General features: G+C 63.7%; 24 protein-coding genes and 1 pseudogene. 10 read left to right on the forward strand and 15 right to left on the reverse strand.

What is annotated here, in order from left to right:
• The first annotated feature begins 71 nt into the window (after positions 1-71).
• The 3 genes from LRS09_RS06175 to LRS09_RS06185 all read left to right on the forward strand — a co-directional run bounded on the left by LRS09_RS06175 (position 72) and on the right by LRS09_RS06185 (position 1,561).
• Positions 72-845: an HpcH/HpaI aldolase/citrate lyase family protein gene (locus tag LRS09_RS06175; protein WP_257804926.1), complete on the forward strand. Its 774-nt coding sequence runs from the start codon at positions 72-74 to the stop codon at positions 843-845.
• A gap of 94 nt (positions 846-939) precedes the next feature.
• Positions 940-1,098, forward strand: a complete 159-nt coding sequence (locus LRS09_RS06180) for a hypothetical protein (protein ID WP_257804927.1) — start codon at positions 940-942, stop codon at positions 1,096-1,098.
• Between the two features lie 22 nt (positions 1,099-1,120).
• Entirely contained in the window at positions 1,121-1,561 is a 441-nt protein-coding gene (locus LRS09_RS06185) for a nuclear transport factor 2 family protein (RefSeq protein WP_257804928.1), read from the forward strand.
• Positions 1,562-1,636: 75 nt separating this feature from the next.
• Here the strand turns inward: LRS09_RS06185 and LRS09_RS06190 are convergent, their stop codons facing one another.
• From LRS09_RS06190 to LRS09_RS06250, 13 genes and pseudogenes are all read right to left on the reverse strand, one after another.
• A complete protein-coding gene (locus LRS09_RS06190; RefSeq protein ID WP_257804929.1) occupies positions 1,637-2,818 on the reverse strand; it encodes an ABC transporter substrate-binding protein in 1,182 nt (393 codons plus the stop codon).
• A 59-nt stretch (positions 2,819-2,877) separates the two neighbouring features.
• Positions 2,878-3,678: an SDR family NAD(P)-dependent oxidoreductase gene (locus tag LRS09_RS06195; protein WP_257804930.1), complete on the reverse strand. Its 801-nt coding sequence runs from the start codon at positions 3,676-3,678 to the stop codon at positions 2,878-2,880.
• On the reverse strand, positions 3,671-4,675 hold the full coding sequence (locus LRS09_RS06200) for a branched-chain amino acid ABC transporter permease (RefSeq protein ID WP_257804931.1): 1,005 nt from the start codon (positions 4,673-4,675) through the stop codon (positions 3,671-3,673). Before LRS09_RS06200 ends, LRS09_RS06195 begins: the two co-directional genes overlap by 8 nt.
• A 5-nt stretch (positions 4,676-4,680) precedes the next feature.
• The gene (locus LRS09_RS06205; RefSeq protein ID WP_257804932.1) at positions 4,681-5,559 is read right to left on the reverse strand and encodes a branched-chain amino acid ABC transporter permease; all 879 of its coding nucleotides are present in this window, start codon (positions 5,557-5,559) and stop codon (positions 4,681-4,683) included.
• Complete coding sequence (locus LRS09_RS06210; protein ID WP_257804933.1) at positions 5,560-6,267, reverse strand: ABC transporter ATP-binding protein; 708 nt, start codon at positions 6,265-6,267, stop codon at positions 5,560-5,562.
• On the reverse strand, positions 6,260-7,024 hold the full coding sequence (locus tag LRS09_RS06215; protein ID WP_257804934.1) for an ABC transporter ATP-binding protein: 765 nt from the start codon (positions 7,022-7,024) through the stop codon (positions 6,260-6,262). Before LRS09_RS06215 ends, LRS09_RS06210 begins: the two co-directional genes overlap by 8 nt.
• 216 nt (positions 7,025-7,240) lie before the next feature.
• Positions 7,241-8,747: pseudogene (locus LRS09_RS06220) on the reverse strand (tripartite tricarboxylate transporter permease).
• Positions 8,748-8,757: 10 nt separating this feature from the next.
• Entirely contained in the window at positions 8,758-9,234 is a 477-nt protein-coding gene (locus LRS09_RS06225) for a tripartite tricarboxylate transporter TctB family protein (protein WP_257804935.1), read from the reverse strand.
• Between the two features lie 32 nt (positions 9,235-9,266).
• Complete coding sequence (locus LRS09_RS06230; protein ID WP_257804936.1) at positions 9,267-9,764, reverse strand: nuclear transport factor 2 family protein; 498 nt, start codon at positions 9,762-9,764, stop codon at positions 9,267-9,269.
• Positions 9,761-10,675, reverse strand: a complete 915-nt coding sequence (locus tag LRS09_RS06235) for a DUF6282 family protein (protein ID WP_257804937.1) — start codon at positions 10,673-10,675, stop codon at positions 9,761-9,763. Before LRS09_RS06235 ends, LRS09_RS06230 begins: the two co-directional genes overlap by 4 nt.
• 32 nt (positions 10,676-10,707) lie before the next feature.
• A complete protein-coding gene (locus tag LRS09_RS06240; RefSeq protein ID WP_257804938.1) occupies positions 10,708-11,676 on the reverse strand; it encodes a tripartite tricarboxylate transporter substrate binding protein in 969 nt (322 codons plus the stop codon).
• A gap of 199 nt (positions 11,677-11,875) precedes the next feature.
• Complete coding sequence (locus tag LRS09_RS06245) at positions 11,876-12,268, reverse strand: tripartite tricarboxylate transporter substrate binding protein (protein ID WP_257804939.1); 393 nt, start codon at positions 12,266-12,268, stop codon at positions 11,876-11,878.
• Between the two features lie 79 nt (positions 12,269-12,347).
• Entirely contained in the window at positions 12,348-12,842 is a 495-nt protein-coding gene (locus tag LRS09_RS06250; RefSeq protein ID WP_257804940.1) for a tripartite tricarboxylate transporter substrate binding protein, read from the reverse strand.
• A gap of 210 nt (positions 12,843-13,052) precedes the next feature.
• Here LRS09_RS06250 and LRS09_RS06255 point away from each other — a divergent pair, with 210 nt between their 5' ends.
• The 7 genes from LRS09_RS06255 (at position 13,053) to LRS09_RS06285 (ending at position 19,587) form a co-directional block, all read left to right on the forward strand.
• Positions 13,053-13,970 carry a DUF6282 family protein gene (locus LRS09_RS06255; protein ID WP_257804941.1) on the forward strand — a complete coding sequence of 306 codons (918 nt, stop codon included), beginning with the start codon at positions 13,053-13,055 and terminating at the stop codon, positions 13,968-13,970.
• A 17-nt stretch (positions 13,971-13,987) separates the two neighbouring features.
• The gene (locus LRS09_RS06260) at positions 13,988-15,184 is read left to right on the forward strand and encodes an MFS transporter (RefSeq protein ID WP_257804942.1); all 1,197 of its coding nucleotides are present in this window, start codon (positions 13,988-13,990) and stop codon (positions 15,182-15,184) included.
• Positions 15,185-15,404: 220 nt separating this feature from the next.
• A complete protein-coding gene (locus LRS09_RS06265) occupies positions 15,405-16,196 on the forward strand; it encodes a helix-turn-helix domain-containing protein (RefSeq protein WP_257804943.1) in 792 nt (263 codons plus the stop codon).
• A gap of 17 nt (positions 16,197-16,213) precedes the next feature.
• On the forward strand, positions 16,214-17,107 hold the full coding sequence (locus tag LRS09_RS06270; RefSeq protein ID WP_257804944.1) for a 3-keto-5-aminohexanoate cleavage protein: 894 nt from the start codon (positions 16,214-16,216) through the stop codon (positions 17,105-17,107).
• Positions 17,097-17,564: a PaaI family thioesterase gene (locus tag LRS09_RS06275; protein WP_257804945.1), complete on the forward strand. Its 468-nt coding sequence runs from the start codon at positions 17,097-17,099 to the stop codon at positions 17,562-17,564. The genes LRS09_RS06270 and LRS09_RS06275 overlap by 11 nt, the downstream gene beginning before the upstream one ends.
• 152 nt (positions 17,565-17,716) lie before the next feature.
• Positions 17,717-18,634 (forward strand): hypothetical protein, encoded by a 918-nt coding sequence (locus LRS09_RS06280; protein ID WP_257804946.1) that lies wholly within the window; start codon positions 17,717-17,719, stop codon positions 18,632-18,634.
• 41 nt (positions 18,635-18,675) lie between these two features.
• Positions 18,676-19,587, forward strand: coding sequence for a DUF6282 family protein (locus LRS09_RS06285; RefSeq protein ID WP_257804947.1), 912 nt, complete (start codon positions 18,676-18,678; stop codon positions 19,585-19,587).
• A gap of 22 nt (positions 19,588-19,609) precedes the next feature.
• Here the strand turns inward: LRS09_RS06285 and LRS09_RS06290 are convergent, their stop codons facing one another.
• Together LRS09_RS06290 and LRS09_RS06295 are read right to left on the reverse strand one after the other, a co-directional pair.
• Complete coding sequence (locus LRS09_RS06290) at positions 19,610-20,548, reverse strand: helix-turn-helix domain-containing protein (RefSeq protein ID WP_257804948.1); 939 nt, start codon at positions 20,546-20,548, stop codon at positions 19,610-19,612.
• A gap of 134 nt (positions 20,549-20,682) precedes the next feature.
• Positions 20,683-21,402, reverse strand: coding sequence for a cyclase family protein (locus LRS09_RS06295; protein WP_257804949.1), 720 nt, complete (start codon positions 21,400-21,402; stop codon positions 20,683-20,685).
• Positions 21,403-21,540 lie beyond the last annotated feature (138 nt).

A 21,540-nucleotide genomic window follows, 5' to 3' on the forward strand; every position in this document is an offset into this window, starting at 1 on the left:
GAAATTGCTTTCTTTCCTTCCGCTTCGGCCAGCGAAGCGCGGCTATGAGGTCCGCAGAGGAGGACCCGGACATGATCGACAGCCGCCCCAGCTTTATGAGCTTCCGCGAACGGTTGCTGGCAAGGCAGCGCCTTATCGGAACGTTCCTCAAGCTGCCCACCACCCAGGTGATCGAAATCCTGGGGCCGATGGGCTACGATTTCGTGATCATCGACCAGGAACATGCGCCGCTGGATCGCGGCGTGACCGACCTGATGATCCTTGCGGCGCGTGCAGTGAACATCGCCCCGATCGTGCGCATTCCGGAATTCACCGAGGCCAACGTGCTGTCGGTCCTGGATTCGGGCGCTGTGGGCATCATGGTTCCGCATGTCGCCTCGGTCGAGAAGGCGCAGGCCATCGCCCGCAGCGCGCGCTACCGGGGCGGCAGCCGCGGCTTCGCTGGCCTGACACGCGCCGGCCAGTGGGGCATCCTCGGCATGACGGATCACATGCGGGCGCAGGATAGCCATGTCGCGGTGATCGCGATGATCGAAGACCAGGACGCCGTCGCGAAAGCCGGCGACATAGCGCGCGTCGAGGGGATCGACGCTCTCTTCGTCGGCCGGGGGGACCTGACCGCATCGTTTGGCGACGATCCGGAAGCGAGACCGAAAGTGGCCGCCATTGCGCGCGATGTCGCCGCCGCTGCACAGGACGCTGGCGTGCCGCTGATGATGCTGCCCAGCGGAAAGGCTGATTTCGACTTTGCCATCAGCCTCGGCGCAACCGCGCTCCCTTTCTCCAGCGATCATGCCTTCATTCGCTCGTCAGCGGCCGCCGTGCTGAAGGAACATCTCGGCTGAGCAGTCGCCGGGCGCGCGGGAAGCCTCGCATTCGGCACAACAGGGAAGCAGCCTCACGCAGGACGAACTACCCAACGACATGGAGGAGCGGGACGTGCAACCAACCGCCCAGGATCGGATGCAGGCCTTCATGGACCGGGAGGATCTGTTCGACCTTGTAAGACGCGAGCGTTTCGCGCGCGACCAGCGCCGGTTCGACGTGATGAGCGAGTGCTTTCACAAGGACGCCTACGTGCGCACGAGCTGGGCATGACGGGCATGGCGGGGACGCCTACGTGGAAGCCACGCGCAAGCTTATGGGCAGGACCGGCGGCGGCAAGCACTGGGTGTTCCCTGCCTTCGCACAGGTGAACCGCGATCGCGCCACGGTCGAGAGCCCGGCGATGATCTTCAGCCGCGCAACGATCGACGGGATCGAGGTCGATTTCTTCGTCTTCTGTCGCTTCTTTTCCCGGGCGGTACGCGAGGAAGGGCGGTGGAAGATCGCGACGTTCGAAGTCCTCTTCGAAAAGGATGTCATGAAGCCGGTTAACCCGGCCGATCCCCTACCGGTGGATCTTGCGCATCTGGCGACGCTGCGTCCCTCATACAAGTTCCTTGCCTATTTCCAGCAGACGCGCGGTGTCAACGTGAACCCGAACCTGCTCGGCGACGACCGCCCTGATGAACTCGATGCCTTCCACGAGGGGGAGAACCGCTGGCTTGCCGCCGGGTAGGCCGCGCGGCCGCGGCCGATAGGAGCGAAACGTGGCAAGGGACGGGCGGCGGGTTCAACCGTCGCCCGCGCCCCGTCACATATTGCAACCGGTCTTGTCCTCCGCGACGAAGGCCTGCTCGCCGGGCACCTTGCCCGTTAGATTGTAGACGTCGAATTGATCGCTGGACTCCGACGGCTTCTTCACCGAGGCGATGTTGAGGTCGTAGATGACCCGGCCGTCCTTGCGGATGCGTCCGCTGAAGTCGAGCACCGAGACCGGCATTGTCTTCATCTGCGCGACCACAGCCTTGCCGTCTGTGTGCGTGTCCATCTGGTCGACCGCCTTGAGATAGTGCTGGACAGCGGCATACATCATGAACTGGTTCTCGGACGGCACCTTCTTCATCTTTTCCTTGAACCGCTTGGTGAAAGCGCGCGTCACCTCCGACTGGTCCCAGTAGACGCTGTTGGCGGCGATCACGCCCTGTCCGATCTCCAGCCCGAGCGCCAAGGCATTCGGAATCTGGAAGGCGGGCGCAACGAACTGCATCGTCTCGTTCAGCCCAAACTCGCGCGCCTGCTTGATGGAGGTAGACATGTCGTTGCCGGAATTGACGAACGCGATCACGTTCGCGCCGAGCGACTGCGCCTGAAGCAGGTAGCTGGAGAAATCCGGACTGCCCAGAGGATGGCGAACCGCCCCCACGACGCTGCCGCCCTCGCCCGTGACGAGGTCGGTCAGCAGCGCCTGCAGCTGGTGTCCAAACGTATAGTCGGTGACAAGCAGGAACCACTTGTTTCCGCCGCGCTCCACCACGACCTTCGGCGCCGCGTTTCCGAAGGCGAAATTGTCCATGCCCCAAACGACCGTGTTCGGCGAACACTTCGAGCCATAGAGATCGGACGTGGCAGGGCCGATCGGGATGCCGACCTTGTTGGCCGTGCGCGTCAACTCCTGCGCGGCCAGTCCGACGGTCGACGTCGTGAACTCCATCGCCATGTCGACGCCGCGCTCGTCGTACCACTGCCGCAGGATGCTGAGCGCGATGTCGGGCTTGTTCTGGTGGTCGGCAAAGATCACCTCGATCGGCTTGCCCTTTGCCTTCCCGCCATAGTCCTCCACCGACATCCGCACGGCCTCGACGCCGCCTGGTCCGTCGATGTCGGCGAAGGGACCGCTCATGTCGGTCAGCACTCCGATCCTTACCGTATTTTCGTCCGCCATCGCCGGCATTGCGACAGCGACAAGAGATGCAAGCAGAAACGTCCTGAACATTTTTTCCTCCCGTTGAACTGAACTGGTTACAGCCGCAGCGCCGCCTCCCGGCCAGGCGATCAGTGGGCGTTGGCCTCGAACGCGTGCCCCGCATCGCCAAACGCGGCCCATCCTCCATCCACGGAAAGGATCGCGCCGGTGATGTAGCGGGCCTTGTCGGAGGCAAGAAACAGGATGGCGTCCGCAACGTCTTCCGGCGTGCCGAGCCGACCCATCGGAATGCGGCGCTCCAGGCGCGCCGCGTCGGCGACGCCGCGTTCGATCAGGCCCTTGACCATCGCGGTGGCGATGTAGCCGGGTGCGACCGCGTTGACGCGAATGCCCTCGCCTGCCCATTCGCTGGCAAGCGCGCGCGTGAGCGAATGCACGCCCGCCTTGGCGGCGCCGTATGCGTTCCGGCGCGGCAGACCGACGAGGCCCGAGATCGAACCGACATTGACGATCGAGCCGTGTCCTTGCGCGGACATCCTGCGATAGGCAGCGCGGGAACACAGAAAGGTGCCGTTGACGATGACCTTCGTGATGCGGTCGAAATAGTCCATGTCCTGACGGATGGAGGGCTCCTGCGAGCCTATGATCCCGGCATTGTTGACGAGCGCGTCGAGCCGACCGAAGCGGCCCGCGATCAGTTCGAAAGCCGCGTCGACCTGCGCGGCATCCGTGACGTCGCATCCGAGGCCCACATGTTCGGCGCCAAGCTCTACCGCGCGGCCGGCGACCGCGGCGGCGTCGACGTCAAGCAGACCAACGGCATAGCCGGCTGCGGCAAAGGCCTGCGCGCAGGCCCATCCGATCCCGTTGGCCGCGCCGGTAACCACCGCGACATTCCGGATGGACGCGTGGAGAGATTTCTCACGCATCGGCCGCATCCTTGGAGGCAGTCCTGCGGCGCTGCTCGAAGAATGCGCCGATCGTGCCGACAATTCCCTGCCGGAACAGAAGGACGCAGGCCATGAAGACCAGGCCGTTGATGACCATCACGGGAAATTCGCTTTCGGCGAAGAACCACTCCAGCGCAACGATCGCCGCCGCACCGACGACAGGTCCGGTCATGGTGCCGATGCCGCCGACCACTGCGGTGATCACGACTTCCGTCGATGCGAGATAGGTCGCGTCGTTGAGCGTGGCGATCTGGAACAGAAGTGCCTTCAGCGAGCCGCCGAGGCCCGCGATCGCTGCTGCAATCACCAGTATCACCAGCTTGTAGCGGTAGATGTCATAGCCAAGCGACGTCGCCCGCGCTTCGTTGTCCCGGATCGCCAGCACGATCTGGCCGAAAGGCGAGTTCACCAACCGGTAGATGACGAGCATCGCCCCGATCGTGAGCGCCAGGATGAAGTAGTACATCGCCACGCCGCTCTGGAGGTCGACAACGCCAAGCAGCGTACCGCGCGGCACATCCTGCAACCCGTCCTCGCCATGGGTGAAGGGCGCCTGCAGGAAGATGAAATAGACGAGCTGCGACAGCGCCAGCGTGATCATCGCGAACTGGATGCCGCGGCGACGTATCGCGATCAGCCCGAAGACCAGTCCGACCGCTGCGGCCGCAACGACACCAACCGCGACGGACACAAGCGGCGGCAGCTCAAGGGACTTCGCCAGGTAGCCGGTGATGTAGCCGGCCGTGCTGATGAACGCCGCATGGCCGAAAGACAGCATGCCGCCATAGCCGAACAGAAGGTTGAAGGATGCAGCCATCAGCGCCATGCACATCAGCTTCATGAGCAGGAACGGATAGAGCAGGAGCGGCGCGACAAGCGCGGCTCCTATGAGCGCGATTGCCGCAAATGCCTGCAGACGCATCCGCCTGCCGCCCCAAGATGCTGCCAGCATGGATCGTTCGAGTGTCTCGGCCATGGCGGCTACTCCTGTCTGCCGAAGAGGCCCTCGGGCCGAAAGACGAGCACTGCTGCCATGATGACGAAGACGGCCATGCCGGCGGCCTGCGGGAACGCGATCTTGGTCAGCGTTTCGGCGATGCCGAGGAGATATGATGCGGCGATGGTGCCCTTCACGGAGCCCATGCCGCCGATGACGACGATCGCGAAGACGACAACCATGATGTGCGAACCCATGAAGGGGCCGACCTGGTAGATCGGCGCGGCCAGCGTTCCGGCGACCGCGGCGAGCGCGGCGCCGAACCCGTAAGTGGCGGTGAGCAGCAGCGGGACATCGACGCCGAACGAGCGCAGCAGGCTCGGGTTCTCGTTGGCGGCGCGCAGATACGAGCCGGCGCGCGTCTTCTCGATCAGCAGCCAGGTGCCGATGCACAGGACGACGGAGGCGAGGACGACGAACAGCCGGTAGCGCGGGAAATACATGAAGCCGAGGTTCACGGCCCCGGACAGGGCTTCCGGCACGGTATAGGCGCGGCCGGCCGATCCGAACCAGTACCGAAACATCCCTTCCAGAACCAATGTCAGGCCGAGCGTGAAGAGCAGTCCGTACATGTGATCGACGTTGTACAGCCGCGAGATCATCGTTCGCTCGACCGCGGCCGAAACGAGCCCGACCACGATCGGGGAGATGAGCAGCGACGGCCAGAAGCCGATGCCGAAATAGACAAGCAGCAGGTAGGAGAGGAACGCGCCGACCATGTACTGCGCGCCATGGACGAAGTTGACGATGCGCAGGAGGCCGAAGATCACTGTCAGGCCAACGCTGAGCAGCGCATAGATCGAGCCGTTCACGAGTCCGAGAAAGATTTGGGCCATCAGTCCCGACAGGGGAATGTCGAACATTCAGACCCCCAGCGTTTCTTCGAGGAGTTCTTGGGAACTGCCGATCTCCGCCGCAGCAAGTTCGGCCGTCACCTTGCCGCCATCGACGAGGTAGAACCTGTCGGCGATACGGGAGGCGAAGTGCAGGTTCTGCTCGGCGATGAGGATCGAGATGCCCTTCTGCTTGAGCAGCCGGACCACCTCGCCGATCTTCTGCACGATGACCGGGGCGAGACCCTCGGTCGGCTCGTCGAGCAGCATCAGCCGGGCGCCGGCGTGCAGGATCCGTGCGATTGCCAGCATCTGCTGCTCGCCGCCCGAGAGCTGGCCGCCGAGGCTGGATCGACGCTCCCTGAGATTGGGGAACAGCTCGAAAAGCTCTTTGATGCTCATGCCGCCCGACGAGAGCACGGGCGGAAGGACGAGATTCTCGTAGACTGTGAGAGAGTGGTAGATGCCGCGCTCTTCCGGCACGTAGCCGAGGCCCAGGCGGGCAATGTTATGAACGCGAATGCCGATCGCGTCCTGCCCCCATATACGGATCACGCCCTCGCGTGTCGGAAGGATGCCGGTGATCGAACGCAGCAGGGTGGTCTTGCCAACGCCGTTGCGTCCGAGCAAGGCAACGGTCTCGCCTTTGCCGACCGTCAGCGAAAGGCCGTGCAAGACATGGCTTTCGCCATACCAGGCATGTAGGTCCTGAACCTCGAGCGCAAGCACGTCAGGCATCGGCGCCTCCGATATACGCTTCGCGAACCATCGGGTTGGTGCTGACCTCGGCATATGAGCCCTGGGCGATGACCTCCCCTCGCGCCAGCACGGAGATGTCGTCGCAGATGGTCGAGACGACCGACAGGTTGTGCTCGATCATGACGATGGAATGGCGGTCCGAGAGCGAGCGGATGAGCTTGCTGACGGCCGCGATGTCCTCCCGGCCCATGCCGGCCATCGGCTCGTCGAGCAGCAAAACCTTCGGTTCGAGCGCGAGCGTCGTTGCGATCTCGAGCGTTCGCTTGCGCCCGTAGGGCAACAGCCGGGCCTCCACGTCCGAATAGCGCTCGAGCTTGACGATGCGCAGAAGCGAGAAGGCCTGCTCTCTCAACTGCTTGAGGACATCGCGCGAGCGCCAGAACTGGCTGGCCAGCCCCGCCTGTCGCTGCAGGGCCACCTCGATGTTCTGAAGGACGGTCAGATTGGGAAAGACAGCCGAGATCTGGAACGAGCGGACGATACCCTTGCGCGCGATGGCGACCGGGCCGAGCGCGGTGATGTCCTCTCCCCTGTAGGCGATGGTGCCAGCGGTGGGCGACAGGAACTTCGTCAGCAGGTTGAAGACCGTCGTCTTGCCCGCGCCATTCGGCCCGATAATGCCGTGGATGTGGTGCTCTCGAACGGCGAGGCTGACATTGTTGACGGCCAGGAAGTGACCGAACCGCTTGGTAAGGCCATTTACCTGCAAGGCATGGTTCTGGCTTGCCGTCTCCACTGCGCCTCCTCCCCTGAAGCGTTGTTTCAGCGCGGCCGCGCATGTCTCCCTGCGGAGACCCCCTCCCACGCTGGCAACGTCAGACGGATGCTAGGAAGCCCCACCATGAAAGAACAATGCTGTTTTGGAGCTTCACCATAACGCCCCGATATGCTGAAACGCCCGGCAGATAGTCCGCCAGGCGCTTCGATACGGGCCGCGATCTATGGCGCTCGGTCAGTCTTCCTCGACGAAGACCTCGTCGCGTCGCCGCCGGATCTGGGGCATGAAGACGATGAGCAGAACCACCAGCGAGGTGACGAGGAGGCCGAGGCTGATCGGACGCTCGACGAACACCATCGGATCGCCGCCGGACAACAGCATCGCGCGCCGCAGATATTCCTCCAGCATCGGACCGAGAACAAAGCCGAGCAGAAGCGGGGCAGGCTCGCAGTCGAGCTTGCTCAGCCCGTAGCCGACGAAGCCGAAGAACGCCATCGCCAGCAGGTCGAAGCTGTTGTTGCCGATGCTGTAGACCCCGATCGCGGAAAAGCCGAGGATCGCCGGAAAGAGGAAGTGGTTGCGGATCGATAGCAGCTTGACCCACAGTCCGACGAGCGGCAGGTTGAGCACGACGAGCATGAGGTTGCCGACCCACATCGACGCGATCACCCCCCAGAAAAGGGCCGGTTGCTCGGCGGCCAGGTTCGGACCCGGCGCGACACCCTGCAGGATGAGTGCTCCGATCATCAGCGCCATGATCGGGTTGGACGGAATCCCGAGCGTCAGCATCGGGATGAAGGACGTCTGCGCGCCCGCATTGTTGGCAGCCTCCGGACCGGCGACGCCTGGCAAAGCCCCGTGTCCGAACTTCTCGGGCGTCTTGGAGAGCTTTTTCTCGATCGTGTAGGAAGCGAAGGACGACAGCATGGCCCCGCCGCCGGGCAGGACACCGAGGACCGATCCGAGCAGGGGTACCGCGAACGACCGGCCCGGTCCCCTCCTTGAAGTCCTCCTTCGTCGGCATCAGGCTAGTGACCTTTGCCCGCGGCGGCGGATTCTCGTGCTCGTCCTCCAGGCCGCGGAGAATCTCGGCGACGGCATAGATGCCTGCGCCAAAGGCGACGATCGGGATCCCATCCGCGAGGTCGAGCGTACCAAGCGTGAAACGCATGCTGCCGGTATAGACATCGGTGCCGACCGTCCCGAGCAGCAGCCCAAAGACGATCATCACAAGTCCTTTGAGGATCGATCCATGGGCCAGCGCAATGGATGCGATGAGACCCAGCACCATCAGCGAGAAATAGTCGGCCGGCCCGAACTTGAGCGCCATGGCGGTCAAAGGCAGGGCGAAGAGAGCGATGACGAGGGTGGCGAACGAGCCAGCGACGAAGGAACCGATCGCGGCGGCGGCGAGCGCAACGCCGGCACGTCCCTGCTGCGCCATGCGGAAGCCATCGATCGCGGTCACGGCCGAGCTGGCCTCACCCGGCAGATTGATCAGGATCGCGGTCGTGGAGCCGCCATACTGCGCGCCGTAGTAGATACCGGCGAGCATGATCAGGGCGGATTCAGGGGAAAAGCCGAACGTCACCGGCAGAAGGATGGCGATCGTGCCCATCGGGCCGATCCCGGGCAGCACGCCGATGGCGGTCCCGAGAAAACAGCCGATGAAGCAGAACAGCAGGTTCTGCGGCTCAAGCACCGTCTGGAAGCCGATCGCAAGGTGCGCGAAAATATCCATCTGTCTGCCCTCAGCCTGTGAACAGCGTGCCCCAGAAGGGGATCGGCATGTTGAGGAGATAACCGAAGATCAGGACGCAGAAGACCGTGAACCCGATCGAAAGGATCGCCGACTGCCGAAACGTCGCAAGGCGGCTCGCGAACGACACGGCGAAGATCGTGATCAGAAGGGCTGGAACCAGGCCGAGCGTTCGGATCGTCGCGGCGAAGATGACCGGCGACAGCAGGATGAGAATGATCGCGCGCGGCCGCGCCAGGCGAAGCGGTTGCCGGTCGGGGGACGGAGTGCTGAAGGCCACGCCGATCGACAGGATGGCCAGCACGATCGACAGCAGGAGCGGGAAGAAGCCCGGTCCCATGTCGTCCAGGGTGCCGAGGTTCATGTTGAGCGCGGCATGGATTCCCATCGCTGCGCCGATCGCGACGAAAATCCCCGCGAAGATGATGTTCTGCGGCACGCCCGTGCCGGAGCCGGGTCTATCAGACATGTTCCCTCCCCTTGTTGCTCTTAACCGCAGGCTCAGCCTGCGTTGGTATCGCCTGTCCTGACGACGGCGAGTATTTCGGGCGGCATGACCGTCGCCGCGACCTCGCCCTTGAACAGGGTGTTGAAGTGCTTGTGCGCGATCCACCAGCGCTGGTCTTCCCAGACCATCGTCTCCGTGACGTCACAGATGAGATTTGGCGCGGATACCGGCAGGACCGGAACGCCATCCATCGCGTAGATCGTCATGATGTAGTCGATCGTCGCGCGGTCGGCACCCGTCATGTGGACGCGCGGATTGGCGACGAGGTGCCGGGCGACGCGTTCGCCGCGGCCGCGGCGCCAGTCATAGAACGCCTTGATCTCGGCGCGGCCCGCAAGCCTCATCCGTTCGGACTCGAACACGCCATCCTGCGTGAACAGCAAATGCGCGCCGGAGCCCCAGTTGGTGTCGACGTCGCGCCAATAGTCGAGGACGAGTTCGAGGACGCGGCCTTTCTGCTCAAGCTCGCCTGGTGCGGGCGATACGCTCACGACGCCAGCTCCATCTGCCGGCCTGCGGCCTGTTCGAGGCATAGCAGCTGCTCGACGTTTTCCTTCATGCAGCGCTGGATTTCTGCCTCATCGAACCCAAGCGACAGCCAGAACCCTACCGCCTGCCGATAGCGCCCCGTCAGCGAAAGCGATCTGGGGGAAGGCCCGACGTCGAGGCCAAGGATCAGCCTGTCCGGCGCAAGTCGCCGAGCGAACCCAATGCCGGCCGCTTCTACCGAGTCCTGTTGCGGAAGGAACTCGACGAACGCGCCGGCTTCCAGGATTTCGCCAAGATCGTCGAGACCCAGCGCGTTACGCCGGAAAGGATCGCTGACCAGCAGACGCGAAACACCCGCGCGCCGCGCCGCGCAGAACAGCGGCAGGATTTCGCTGACATGAAGCGCGCCGGCATCCAGAACGCCATCTCGATCGGCGATGATGTCGAGAACTTCGAGAGCGTCGTCCCGAACGCGGCCGCGGTCGTCAAGGACCGTTATCGCGCGAGGCTTCGGGCCGCGCGAGGCCTGCCGGCGCGGCCATCGCGTCATGCGCAGATGGTTCTGCGACGAGACGGTCGGCATCGATACGATCCTGCCGCCAAGCATCAGGGCGTGTTCGGCAGCGTAGAAATTGAGCCCGCCGGAGATATTGTTGAGCGTCACGCTGCCGGAGAGCGCGATCCCGCCATCACGAAAGCTCGTCTCCATCAGGAGCGATGCGATCGGCGTCGTGCAATAGGCATCATCACGAAAGACAAGTCCGGCGAGGCCCAACGAAGATGCCTCCGCCGAGACCTCGATGTGATCCTGCCCATAGCCTGGTGAAGGATCACAACGGCAGTTCAGATCCCAGGCCCCGCGCAGCAATCTTGCCGCCGTGTCCCTGAAGTCATCCTGCGTCGGGAGTGTCATAGGCCGAACCTCTGCCGTCCCGTATTAAAGGTCTACTGGTTCGAAATGCCGTATTTCTTGATGATGTCGCGCCAGAGCGCCTCTTCCTTCACCACGACGTCATGGAAGCCTTCGGGTGTCGTGTAGGCCGTCTGCTGGCCGATCGCGCCGAACTTGGCTATCGCCTCGGGTTCCTTGAGATACTCGCCGATGGCCGCGTTCACCTTGTCCACGATCTCGCGCGGCGTGCCCTTGGGCGCCATGATGCCCGACCAGGGGGCGGCAACGAGATCGAGACCGCCCTCGCGGAAGGTGGGCACGTCCGGCAGGACTTTTGCCCGCTGCGCGGAGGCGACGGCGATGGGCTTGATGTTGCCCGCCTGCAATTGCTTCATGTACGTATCGCCGAGGAAGTCGACGGTGATGTCGACGCTGCCCGACAGCATGTCGGTGACGATGGCAGGGCTGCCCTTGTAGGGCACGACCTTCATGTCGACGCCCGCCTTTTCGGCTATCGCCAGTTCGATCATGTGGCCATAGGAGCCGATGCCGTTATTGCCCGCACTCACCTTGCCCGGGTTGGCCTTCATGTATTCGATCAGTTCCGGGAGCGTGTTGGCCGGAAAATCCTTGCGAGCCGCCAGGATGATGTCGCCGACCGAGATCTGCGCGATATGCTCGAAGTCCTCGAGCGGCTTGTAGGGCAGGTCCTTCATCGTGTTGGTGAAATTCGCCGCCGGGCCGGGATAGGCCATGATGAGCGTGTAGCCGTCGGGCGCCTGACGGGCGCCGTAACCCGTTCCGGCCGCGCCGCCCGCACCGGGACGGTTCTCGAATACGATCGTCTGCCCCAACCGCTTTTCCAGGTCGCCGGCGACCAGGCGGGCGAGGAAATCGGAACCGGCAGCGAATGGCATGACAAGCGTGATCGGCTTTGCCGTGGGCCATTCGGCAGCAAGCGCGCCCACTGCGCCGGCAGCGGCGAGACAGAGCGCTACCGTCATGGTTTTCAGGACTCTCATCTGCTTCCTCCCAAGCCGGCGCCGCCAACCGCGTGCCGGACAGTCTAGAACCTAGCGACGCTCCTGCCTCTTTTGGTCCGGGCCCCGGAGCGATTTCAAACCACGAAATAGCATGATCCGGCAGGTGCGCGGACAAATCGCAACGGTGGCCCCTTGCCGCACAACCCGAGGCGCGAAAAGGGCCAGCGTCAGCGCTCGCTTACTCGTTGGAGATATTGTGCTTCTTGATGATGTCGCGCCATTTGGCTTCCTCGTCCACCACGATCTGATGGAACTCAGCCGGCGTGGTGAAGGCAGGGCTCTGCCCGAAGGGCTTCATCTTCGCCTCGATGCCGTCGCTTTTGACGAACTCGCCGATTGCAGCGTTGATCTTGTCGACGATCTCTTTCGGCGTTCCCTTGGGCGCCATGATTCCTGCCCACGGAGACGCCGCGAAATTGATGCCCGACTCCTTGAACGTTGGGACATCCGGATAGTCCGGAGCACGCTTCTCGGACACGACCGCAAGCGGACGGATGGAGCCTGACTCGAACTGCTTGATGTATGTCTCGCCAATGTAGTCGATCGACGCATCGACGCTGCCCGAGAGCATGTCGACGACGAGCGGTCCGCTGCCCTGTACGGGATCATCTTGACGTTGATGCCGGCAAGTTCGGTCAATGCCAGCTGGATCATGTGTCCGCGTACGAGCCGATGCCGACATTGCCGAAACTAACCTTGCCGGGGTTTTCCCTGGCGTAGGCGACGAACTCATCGAACGTCTTGGCCGGGAAGTCCTTGCGAACGCTCAACCCCATATAGCCGACGCTGATCTGGGCAATGTGCTCGAAGTCTTCCAGCGGCTTGTAGGGAAGGGATTTGTACGTGTTGGTGTAGTTTGCGGCCGGTCCGGGATAGGCCGTAATCAGCGTGTAGCCATCGGCGGGCTGTCTTGCGCCATAGGCGGTTCCGGTTGCGCCACCGGCGCCCGGGCGGTTTTCGAAGACCACGGTTTGACCGAGTGTCTTCTGCATCGCATCAGCCACCATGCGCTGAAGTGCATCACCGCCCGGTGCGAAAGCATGAATGACGGTGATCGGCTTGTCGTTGGGCCATTCGGCGCGAGCCATGCCGGACATGCCCAGGAGCGGAAGCGAAAGGGCAATAAGCGTCAGAAGTCTGCGCATTGGTAAAGTCCTCCCCATTACCGATATCGATTTCGGTTGGGGGGACGATAAGCCAGAAGCCGCTCCCCTCGATGAGGAGGCTCCATTGTATTTCAACGCGTGAAATCCAAAGGGGCCACCTTGGACGACCGGATGCCCGGACGCTACCGCATGTCGACGCTGTCCGGAAGCGCGCGCAGAATCCGGTTCAGCCGGTTGGGAGCGAGACAGGTGGCAACACTGACGACTGGTAACCGCGAAGCAGCGGTAGAGGGCCTTCTGAATGGGGCAGTCGACCTGCACTGCCATAGCGGGCCGTCCGTGATGAAGCGCAAGATAGACCATCTCGAAGAAATCGCCGAGGCAGAGGCCGCGGGGCTGCGGGCTGTCCTGTTCAAGGACCACTTCTACTCCGCAACGCCGGTGCTCAACCTGATCAACAGGCACCGCAATGCGGCCTCGAACCTCACCCTTCTTTCAGGCGTGCCCCTCAACAACGCGCTCGGCGGCTTCAATCCGCACGCAGTCGCTCACGGCCTGAGCCTCGGTGCCCGGCTCGTCTGGATGCCGACTCTTTGCTCCAGCAACCACCTGCGCACCGCATTCCGTTATGACCTCTCCGGTAAGCTGGGAATGCGCCAGCCGACGGGTCTCTCCGCGTTGACGGACAGCGGCGACGTGAGGGACGACGTGAAGGAGATTCTCGACATCATCGCCGAGCATGATGCAGTGCTGAGCGGCGGCCACCTGCATATCAGCGAAATGTATCCTCTGTTCGAGGAAGCCAGGGCGCGCGGAGTAACGCGACTGATGGTTGCCCATCCGACCTTCTGGATCGAGGCCGACGTCTCCGACCTAAAGGAGCTGGGCCGCATGGGCGTATACATGGAGCACTGCGCCTGCATGCTGGTGGACTGCCCGACGCGCAAGTTCACCGGCGAGGATCTGAGGGAATATGCGGCGGCGGGCGGCATCGAGCATACGATCCTCGGCTCCGATCTCGGCCAGCCGATCAACCCGACACCCGTGGAAGGCTTCAAGGCGGTCATCGAACTCTGCCTCGACAGCGGATTCTCCGTCGAGGACACACGCAGGATGACGTCGCTCAACGCCTGTCGGCTGATGGGTATCCCGCCGGCGCTTCACTAGCTCGACGCGGCCCGCACGTGCGTCTCCAGATCTTTTCCGCCTTGAAGAGCGGTCCCTACCGCGCCGTGGCCCTCGGCAACGCCGTGTCTATGGTTGGCATCTGGATGCAGAAGGTGGCCGTGGGCTGGCTGGCGTGGGAACTGACGCATTCGCCGGCCTGGCTGGGAGCGGTCACGGCAGCCGATCTCCTGCCTGCCGTCCTGCTCAGCTCATTCTCCGGTTCCCTTGCCGACGGGCGCAACAAGGCGCGGATCGTCATGGTCGCGCAGCTTTTCGCGATGGCGCAGGCTATCGTGCTCGGCGTGCTGACATTGGCCGGAACGATCGAGATCTGGTCGCTGTTCTTCCTGACGCTGACGCTCGGCGTCGCCAACAGTATAGACCAGCCATCGCGACTTTCGCTGCTGCGCGAGATCGTGGAGCCGGAACATCTCGGTTCGGCCGTCACGCTCAATTCCCTGAGCTATCATGTGGCCCGCTTCGTCGCGCCGATCATCGCGGGCTTCCTGATCGTGCAGGTGCATACGGGAGCGACGATCCTCATCTCAGCCGGGACACTCGGCTTCTTCGCGGCATGCCTCGTACGTGTTCCCGCCCCGTCCGCGACGACAGGACAGCCGCGCCAGCGGATGCTGGCCGCGACGGGCGACGGCTACCGCTATGTCTTCTCAAACAGACCCGTGCAGCGTGCCCTGCTCACAATGGTGACATTCGGCGTCGGCGTCGGAGGCGTGAACCAGGTTCTGCCCGCGCTTGCCGATCGGCTGTTCGGACGCGGTGTCGACGGATTCGTCGATCTCGCCGCTTCCTCGGCGCTTGGAGCGATGGCAGCAACGGTACTGCTGCTCGTCTCGCCGTCAAAGGCGCTGGCGCGGGGCTGGATCGTGACATGCCTGCTCCTCGCGGCGATTTCACTGGTCACCTTCACCACGACCCAGAACTATGCGCTGGGTCTTGCGGCTCTCTTTCTTGCCTCGCTCGCCTCGACATTCGCGGGCGTCGGCACGCAAACGGTGCTCAACATCGAAAGCAGGCCGGAGATGCTCGGCCGGGTGATGGGCGTCTACAGCGCGCTGGTGCGCGGCGCGCCGGCTGCCGGCGGGATGCTCATCGGCTTTCTTGCGCCATTGATCGGCTTCGCCGGGGTCATCGGCGCCTGTGCATTCTGGGCCGGTCTCTACGGTCTCCACCTCGCGGTGTCGCGTCGGCCGTGACCGCGATGTCATATTTCATTGTCTGAAACGGCTGTGCTTCCGGCAGTGCTTCCCGCGCTGAGAAGCGTATCGTCCTCCCTGTCGGTGCTGTCGGACCGACATTTCGGTGGGAGGACCGGATATGCTGCTCGACAAGACGACATTGCCCGCGCCCGCTTCGGAGTGGCGCAATGCACCCCTGCCGCGCTGCCGGGCGAACTCTGTTCGAGGCTCGACGGAGATGGCCAACGCATCGTACGAGCCGATCAAGGCCGTGCGGCGCGCGTTTGCAGTGCTGCGCGCGCTTAATGACCTGCGGTTCGCATCGGTTGGCGATCTCCACCGCGAGACCGGGATTTCCAAGCCGACGATCGTGCGCATGCTGGAGACCCTGATCAGCGAGGGATACGTTGCTCGCGACAATCTGTTCGGGGGTTATCGCGTCACCTCGAACGTGCAGAACCTGTCATCCGGCTTCAACGGCACCTCGATCCTGATCGAAGCCGCGCGCGCTTGGACCGTGACGCTGACACGCGACATCAAATGGCCGATCAGCCTGGGCACTGCCTCCGGCAGCGAGATTTTCGTCGACTTCACGACCTCGCCGATCAGCCCTTGGTCCTACCCCTTCGCTGTCCTTCACACCCGCCTGCCGATGCTTCGTACTGCGATGGGGCGTTGCTATCTTGCCTTCTGCACCGACGACGAAAGGGCTGAACTGGCGGATCGGCTTCGCGGCGGCGCGGCAGACGAACTGGACCGCGCCCTGCGCGCCGTCGACCGCATCCGCACGAGCGGCTTCGCCTATCCCGACCCGCAGACCACATCGCGGCGCTTCCAGTTCGTCGCGGTACCGATCATCGAGGGAGGCCGCTGCGTTGCCGCCATGGGCCTCGGTTTCTACCGTCGCGCAGTTCCATCGAACCAGATCATCGAGCGCCTGGTAGCGCCGATGCGCGAGACGGCGCGGCGTATCGAACACGACATCCGCAACATCCGCGCCTGTGTCCACGACAGCGCGGCCGCAGCCTGAACAGCACGAGAGGACATATGAAACGCAAGGTCATCATAACCTGTGCCGTCACCGGTGGTTCGGAATACGGCAAGAACAGCATCTACGTGCCGAAGACACCCAGGCATATCGCCGAGGAAGCCGTCGCGGCTGCGCGCGCCGGCGCGGCCTCCGTCCATATCCATGTGCGCGATCCGGACACCGGCGCGCCGTCGATGAAGTTCGACCATTACAAGGAAGTGGTCGAGCGCATCCGCGACAGCGGCGTCGACGTATTGATCAACCTGACGACGGGCATGGGCGCACGGCACGATCCACCGGTCCAAGAGGGCGACGACACCACCATCTTCGTCAAGCCGCCTCTTGAACGCACCCAGCATGTAATCGCGCTGAAGCCCGACATATGCACGCTCGACGTCGCAACGATGAACTTCGGCTCGAATGCCGTCGTCAACACGCCGCGCCATCTCAAGGCAATGTCGCGGATGATCCAGGACGCGGGAACCAAACCCGAGCTCGAGGTCTTCGATCTGGGACAGATCGGCATCGCGCTGGGTTTGATTGCAAGCGGCGACCTGCCCAAGCCACCCTTCTTCCAGTTCTGCCTGGGGATTCCGGGCGGCGCACCCGCCACCCCCGAGGCCATGCTGATGATGCGCTCGCTGCTGCCAGCCGGCACGCTCTGGGGAGCATTCGGCATCGCGAGAGGACAGATGCCGATGGTTGCACAATCCGTGATCCTCGGCGGCCATTGCCGGGTCGGCCTCGAGGACAATCTCTTCATCGAGCAGGGCGTGCTTGCGAAAGGCAATGCACAGCTGGTCGAGCGCGCGGTGGCGATCGTCGAATCGCTCGGCGAGGCAGTCGCATCGCCGGACGAGGCGCGTGAGATCTTGTCCATCGAAACGCGTCAGGCTGCCTATGCAGCCTGAGCCTATCATCACCGGCAGCCCGACCGCGTTCAACCTGGCCGCGGAAGGCTGGGTGGCGGATACCCGCAGGACATTCCTGTCTTCGCTGACGACCGTATGGCGGCGCGAGGTCGACGGTCTTCCCTGCGTGGGGATATTTTGCGAGCCGGCCCACGACAATGGATCCGGCAAGATGCACGGAGGCATCCTGATGACGCTTGCCGATGTCGGCCTCGGCGCGGTTGTGGGCCATATGCGCAACAAGGATCGGCGGCCGGAGGATGGCCGGATCTACAGCCCGACGGCGCAGCTCGACATGCACTTCATCGACGCGGTCGAAATCGGCGACTTCGTCTACAGCCGTGCCGAACCGCTTCGGCTGACCAAATCGCTCACCTTCGTGCGCGGCACGCTTCAGGTCGGGGAGAAGATCGTCGCGTCTTCGCAAGGTGTGTTCAAGGCGCTGAGGCCGGGCTGACAGCCGGCAATTTCAATCAGCGAAAAGGCCGCCCGAGGCGGCCTCAAAGGGAACGGGGCGAGCCTATCGTCCCGGCAAGCGAGCCTGGCGAGATCCCGTCCACTAGCGGTATGCGGTTCGGGCACGCCTCAATGCATTCGGGAGGCAGACAGATGTATGCAGCAGGAGACCCGCGGGCGAGCATGGCGCCGGCCGCGCCCAGAGCGCAGGTGAGTTCCTTCAAGCAGGCGGAATATGCCCGCTTCTACGAGGAGGCGCCGCAGGAGAGCCGGGACGGCAGCCGCACATGGTATGCCAGGGGCCAGAACATGGTCGTAGCCTACACAGACGGTAGGGCCGGTCTCGAACTCTCGCGGGAAACACAGCCGGACGAATATGTCGTGCTCGTTCCGGCGCGGGGGACCCGCGTGACCGTCACCGTCGCGGGCAAGGCGACCGAGGTGCCGGGACATTCGCTTGTGGTCGTGCCCGCCGGCGCCAGCACCGTAAGGCTGGAGACGGACGGCGTCGTCGTGCGCCTGGTCACGACACGGTCGAAAGACTTGGCCGCGATGTGCAGCAATGCAGCCTCATATGACAGCCGCGATCCGAACGTGCCGGAGTTCGAGCCATGGCCAACGGCCGCGGACGGAGACAGGGTCCGGGTCTACAGTCTGGACGTGCCGGACGAGCCTGGCCGTTTCGGACGCATCTTCCGCTGCTCGACGATCATGGTGAATTACATAAAGCCATCGCCGCCGCGCGATACGTCGAAGATGTCGCCGCACCATCACGACGACTTCGAGCAGTATTCGCTCTGTCTGGAAGGCGGCTATACCCACTACCTGCGCTGGCCCTGGGTGACCGACATGGCCAACTGGCGCGCCGACGAGGCGGAGCACTGCGCCTCGCCTTCGGTTGCCGTCATCCCGCCGCCCGTGGTGCACACATCCCGCAGCATGGATCCCGGCGGCAATCTCCTCGTCGACATCTTCTGCCCCCCTCGCGCCGATTTCTCCGCGAAGGAGGGCTGGGTTCTCAACGCGAAGGACTATCCGCTGCCCGGCACGAGCCGGCCGGCCAAGGCCTGAGCGCCGACAGCAACGAAACTCCAGCAGGCAAGGTAATCAACATGGCTGAGAACACAGCACAGGCAGACGGCAGCCGCTCGGCGGAGATCGCGGACCTTCTCGTCGGCGCAGTCGATCTTCACTGTCATAGCGGCCCCGCCGCGTTCCCGCGCAGGCTCGATCACTACGAAGCGATGATGGACGCGGCCGAGGCGAAATTCGCCGGCGTTCTCTACAAGGATCACTTCTACCCAGGCATGGCGCACGCGATCCTGCTGGAGAAGCTGTTCCCGGATACCGGCGTGCGGCTCTATTCCGGCGTCGCGCTCAACAATGCGAGCGGCGGCATCAATCCGCATGCGGTCGACCATGCTGTGAAGCTGGGAGGCAAGATCGTCTGGATGCCGACCTTTGCCGCCGCGAACCACATCGAGAAGAGCGCTTCGGAGACCAAGAACTATCCGAAGAGCCCGAATCCGATGCTGCCGCCCATCCCGCTGACCGTCCTGGACGAGAACGACAGGCTGACCAGGGAGACCAACGAAGTCCTCGATGTCATCGCGGCCGGCGACATCATCCTCGCGGGCGGCCACCTGAACGTTCACGAGCAGAAGATCATGTTCGCCGAAGCCAAGCGGCGCGGCGTCAGGAAGATGCTGGTGAACCATCCGACCTACGTCATCGGCTGCAGCGACGAGGACATGCTGGAACTGGCGCGTATGGGCGTGTTCCTCGAACACTCGATCTGCATGCTGATCGATTGCAAGGGCCGCAAGCACTCGCCCGACGAGGTGGCGCACATCATCCGCCTGGTCGGCGCCGACAGCACCGTGCTCGGTTCGGACCTCGGCCTCGTCGGCATGCCGCGACCGGTGGAAGGCTATCGCGAGATCGTCGGCACGCTGCTCGACCTGCAGTTCTCGCATTCGGAAATACGCAAGCTGGTCGGCGGCAACGCGCAATCACTGCTTTGAAGCCCGCCGCGAGCCGGCCGTTTCAGCAAAGCAGAGGCGGCTGGCTCCCGGAATAGTTTTCGACATTCCGCTTCAGGAGGCGCACATTGGCCTCGATGCTGGCAACCGTTTCGCGCGCCGGGGCAACGACGACAGCATCGACATCCTCGCGTCGCACCGCCCGCTTGTAGAAACCCACCCCCAGGCAAGCGATGCATTCGCCGGCATCTCGAATCGGCAGCGCCATGAACTGGAACCGCTGCGCCTCCTCGAACATGCGCAAGGTGACGAACGGGTCCTGCAAGGCGTAGCCACGCTTCCTGATCTCGTCGAGAGCCCGCCTGAGGCGCGGCAGGTCAAGGACCGCGTTCTGGCCCGCGGTCCTGGCAAGCTGATCCAGCAGCCGCTCACGCATCGGAGCCTCGCAGAATGCCAGATAGCAGCGACCGATTGCTGTCTCGGTGATCGAGAACGGTCGATTGAGTGTCGGAAACGGAAATCCGTACGGACTGATCGGCGCGGTGGAAAAGTTCACCACCACTTTGCCGTCGACGACGGTGCCTATGCTGACCGGCCACTTGATCCGCTCCGTCAGCGCGATCGCCTGGACACGCGCGGCTTCGATGAGCAGAGGCACGCCGTTGAAGCCGCGACTGAGGGCCTGCACCTGCGACGTCGTGCGGTAGCCGCGAGAGAAGTTGTCGCGCACCGCATAGCCCTCGCTCATCAGCGTTTCGAGCGCGCGGACGATGGTCGGCTTGGGATAGCCAGTCATTCGATGAAGCTGTGCGATCGACCCGTGCTGGAGTTCGTTTAGGCAGCGCAGGACCATCAGAGCCCGCGAGACCGCCTTGACAGGCTGGTAGGACGATCCCGTCGCGTCGCTGTTGCCACGCGGCGAGTTCGCCCTGCAGCGCGGAACAGTCTCCTGTTCGCGCTGATCGAGATTGTCCACATGAGTGGATTCTTCCCTCAAGGTCATGGCTCCTCCCAACCCTTGATGGCGGCGAGCCTGCCGGCGCGCCCGGACGCAAGGCTACTACAAGTCCGATGCGAAGGCACATGCCTTCTGGACAGTCTCTCCCACGAGAGCCGCGATAGCCGGCGCCAGCCGGCCTAGCGTATCTCGCGGCACATGACGCGAGCCGGTGCGCCGTCGCTTCCGGCAATTGCAATCGCAGCGAACACAAACTCGACCCGCCTCCCCGCAAAGGCGGCATGGCCACGCAGATGTTCGCAGATCAGGATCCCGCAGGACAGAAGGGTGCGGTGAACGGGCCAGTCGAATCCCGCCTCGCGGCGATGGTAGACGAGGTCCGGCGTTGCGAAATCGCAGGCAAGAAGCTTGATCTCCCGGTCACGCAGCCACTCGGCCGCCTTCGGCGAAAGGCTGGGATGCCGCTCATACTCCGCCGTCCCGGCCAGCGCGGCCCAGCCGGTGTCGAGTGCCAGTATGTCGCCGGGTCGCAGGTGGGGGCGCGCAGCCTCCAGCCTGTCGGCGTCCAACACCTCGTCGGCTTCGGCATCGATGCGCCACACGACACCCGGGCCGCAGAGGCGGTCCAGCGGAATGTCCTCGAAAGCGGGACCGTCGAGGTAATAGTGGCGCGGCGAATCGACGTGCGTTCCGGCGTGGACCACCGTCTTCAGCATTGTGACGTTGAAGGGATGTTCAGGCATCCGCCGCAGCAACGACGTCTCAGGCACGGGAAAGATCGAGGCGCAGGGAGCACGGCTGTCCAGCGCATGGGAGAGGTCCACCCAGTTCCCCACCGGCACGATCGGATCCTGTGGCGGCAGCTTGTTCCAGCCGAGCCAGCCTCTGCCTCGTTCCACGCAGTGTTCACACATGCAGGCCCTGCCCGATGACCGTCTTTCGCGGCAAAGGATAGCGACCGTTCCGCCTGCGATCCAATTATGGTTTCTGCGCCCGGTATGTCATCGCGATATGCCGAGCGCGGGAAGTCCCGAGGC

Origin of the sequence: Mesorhizobium sp. J428 (genome assembly GCF_024699925.1) — a bacterium.
Taxonomy (GTDB): domain Bacteria; phylum Pseudomonadota; class Alphaproteobacteria; order Rhizobiales; family Rhizobiaceae; genus Mesorhizobium_A.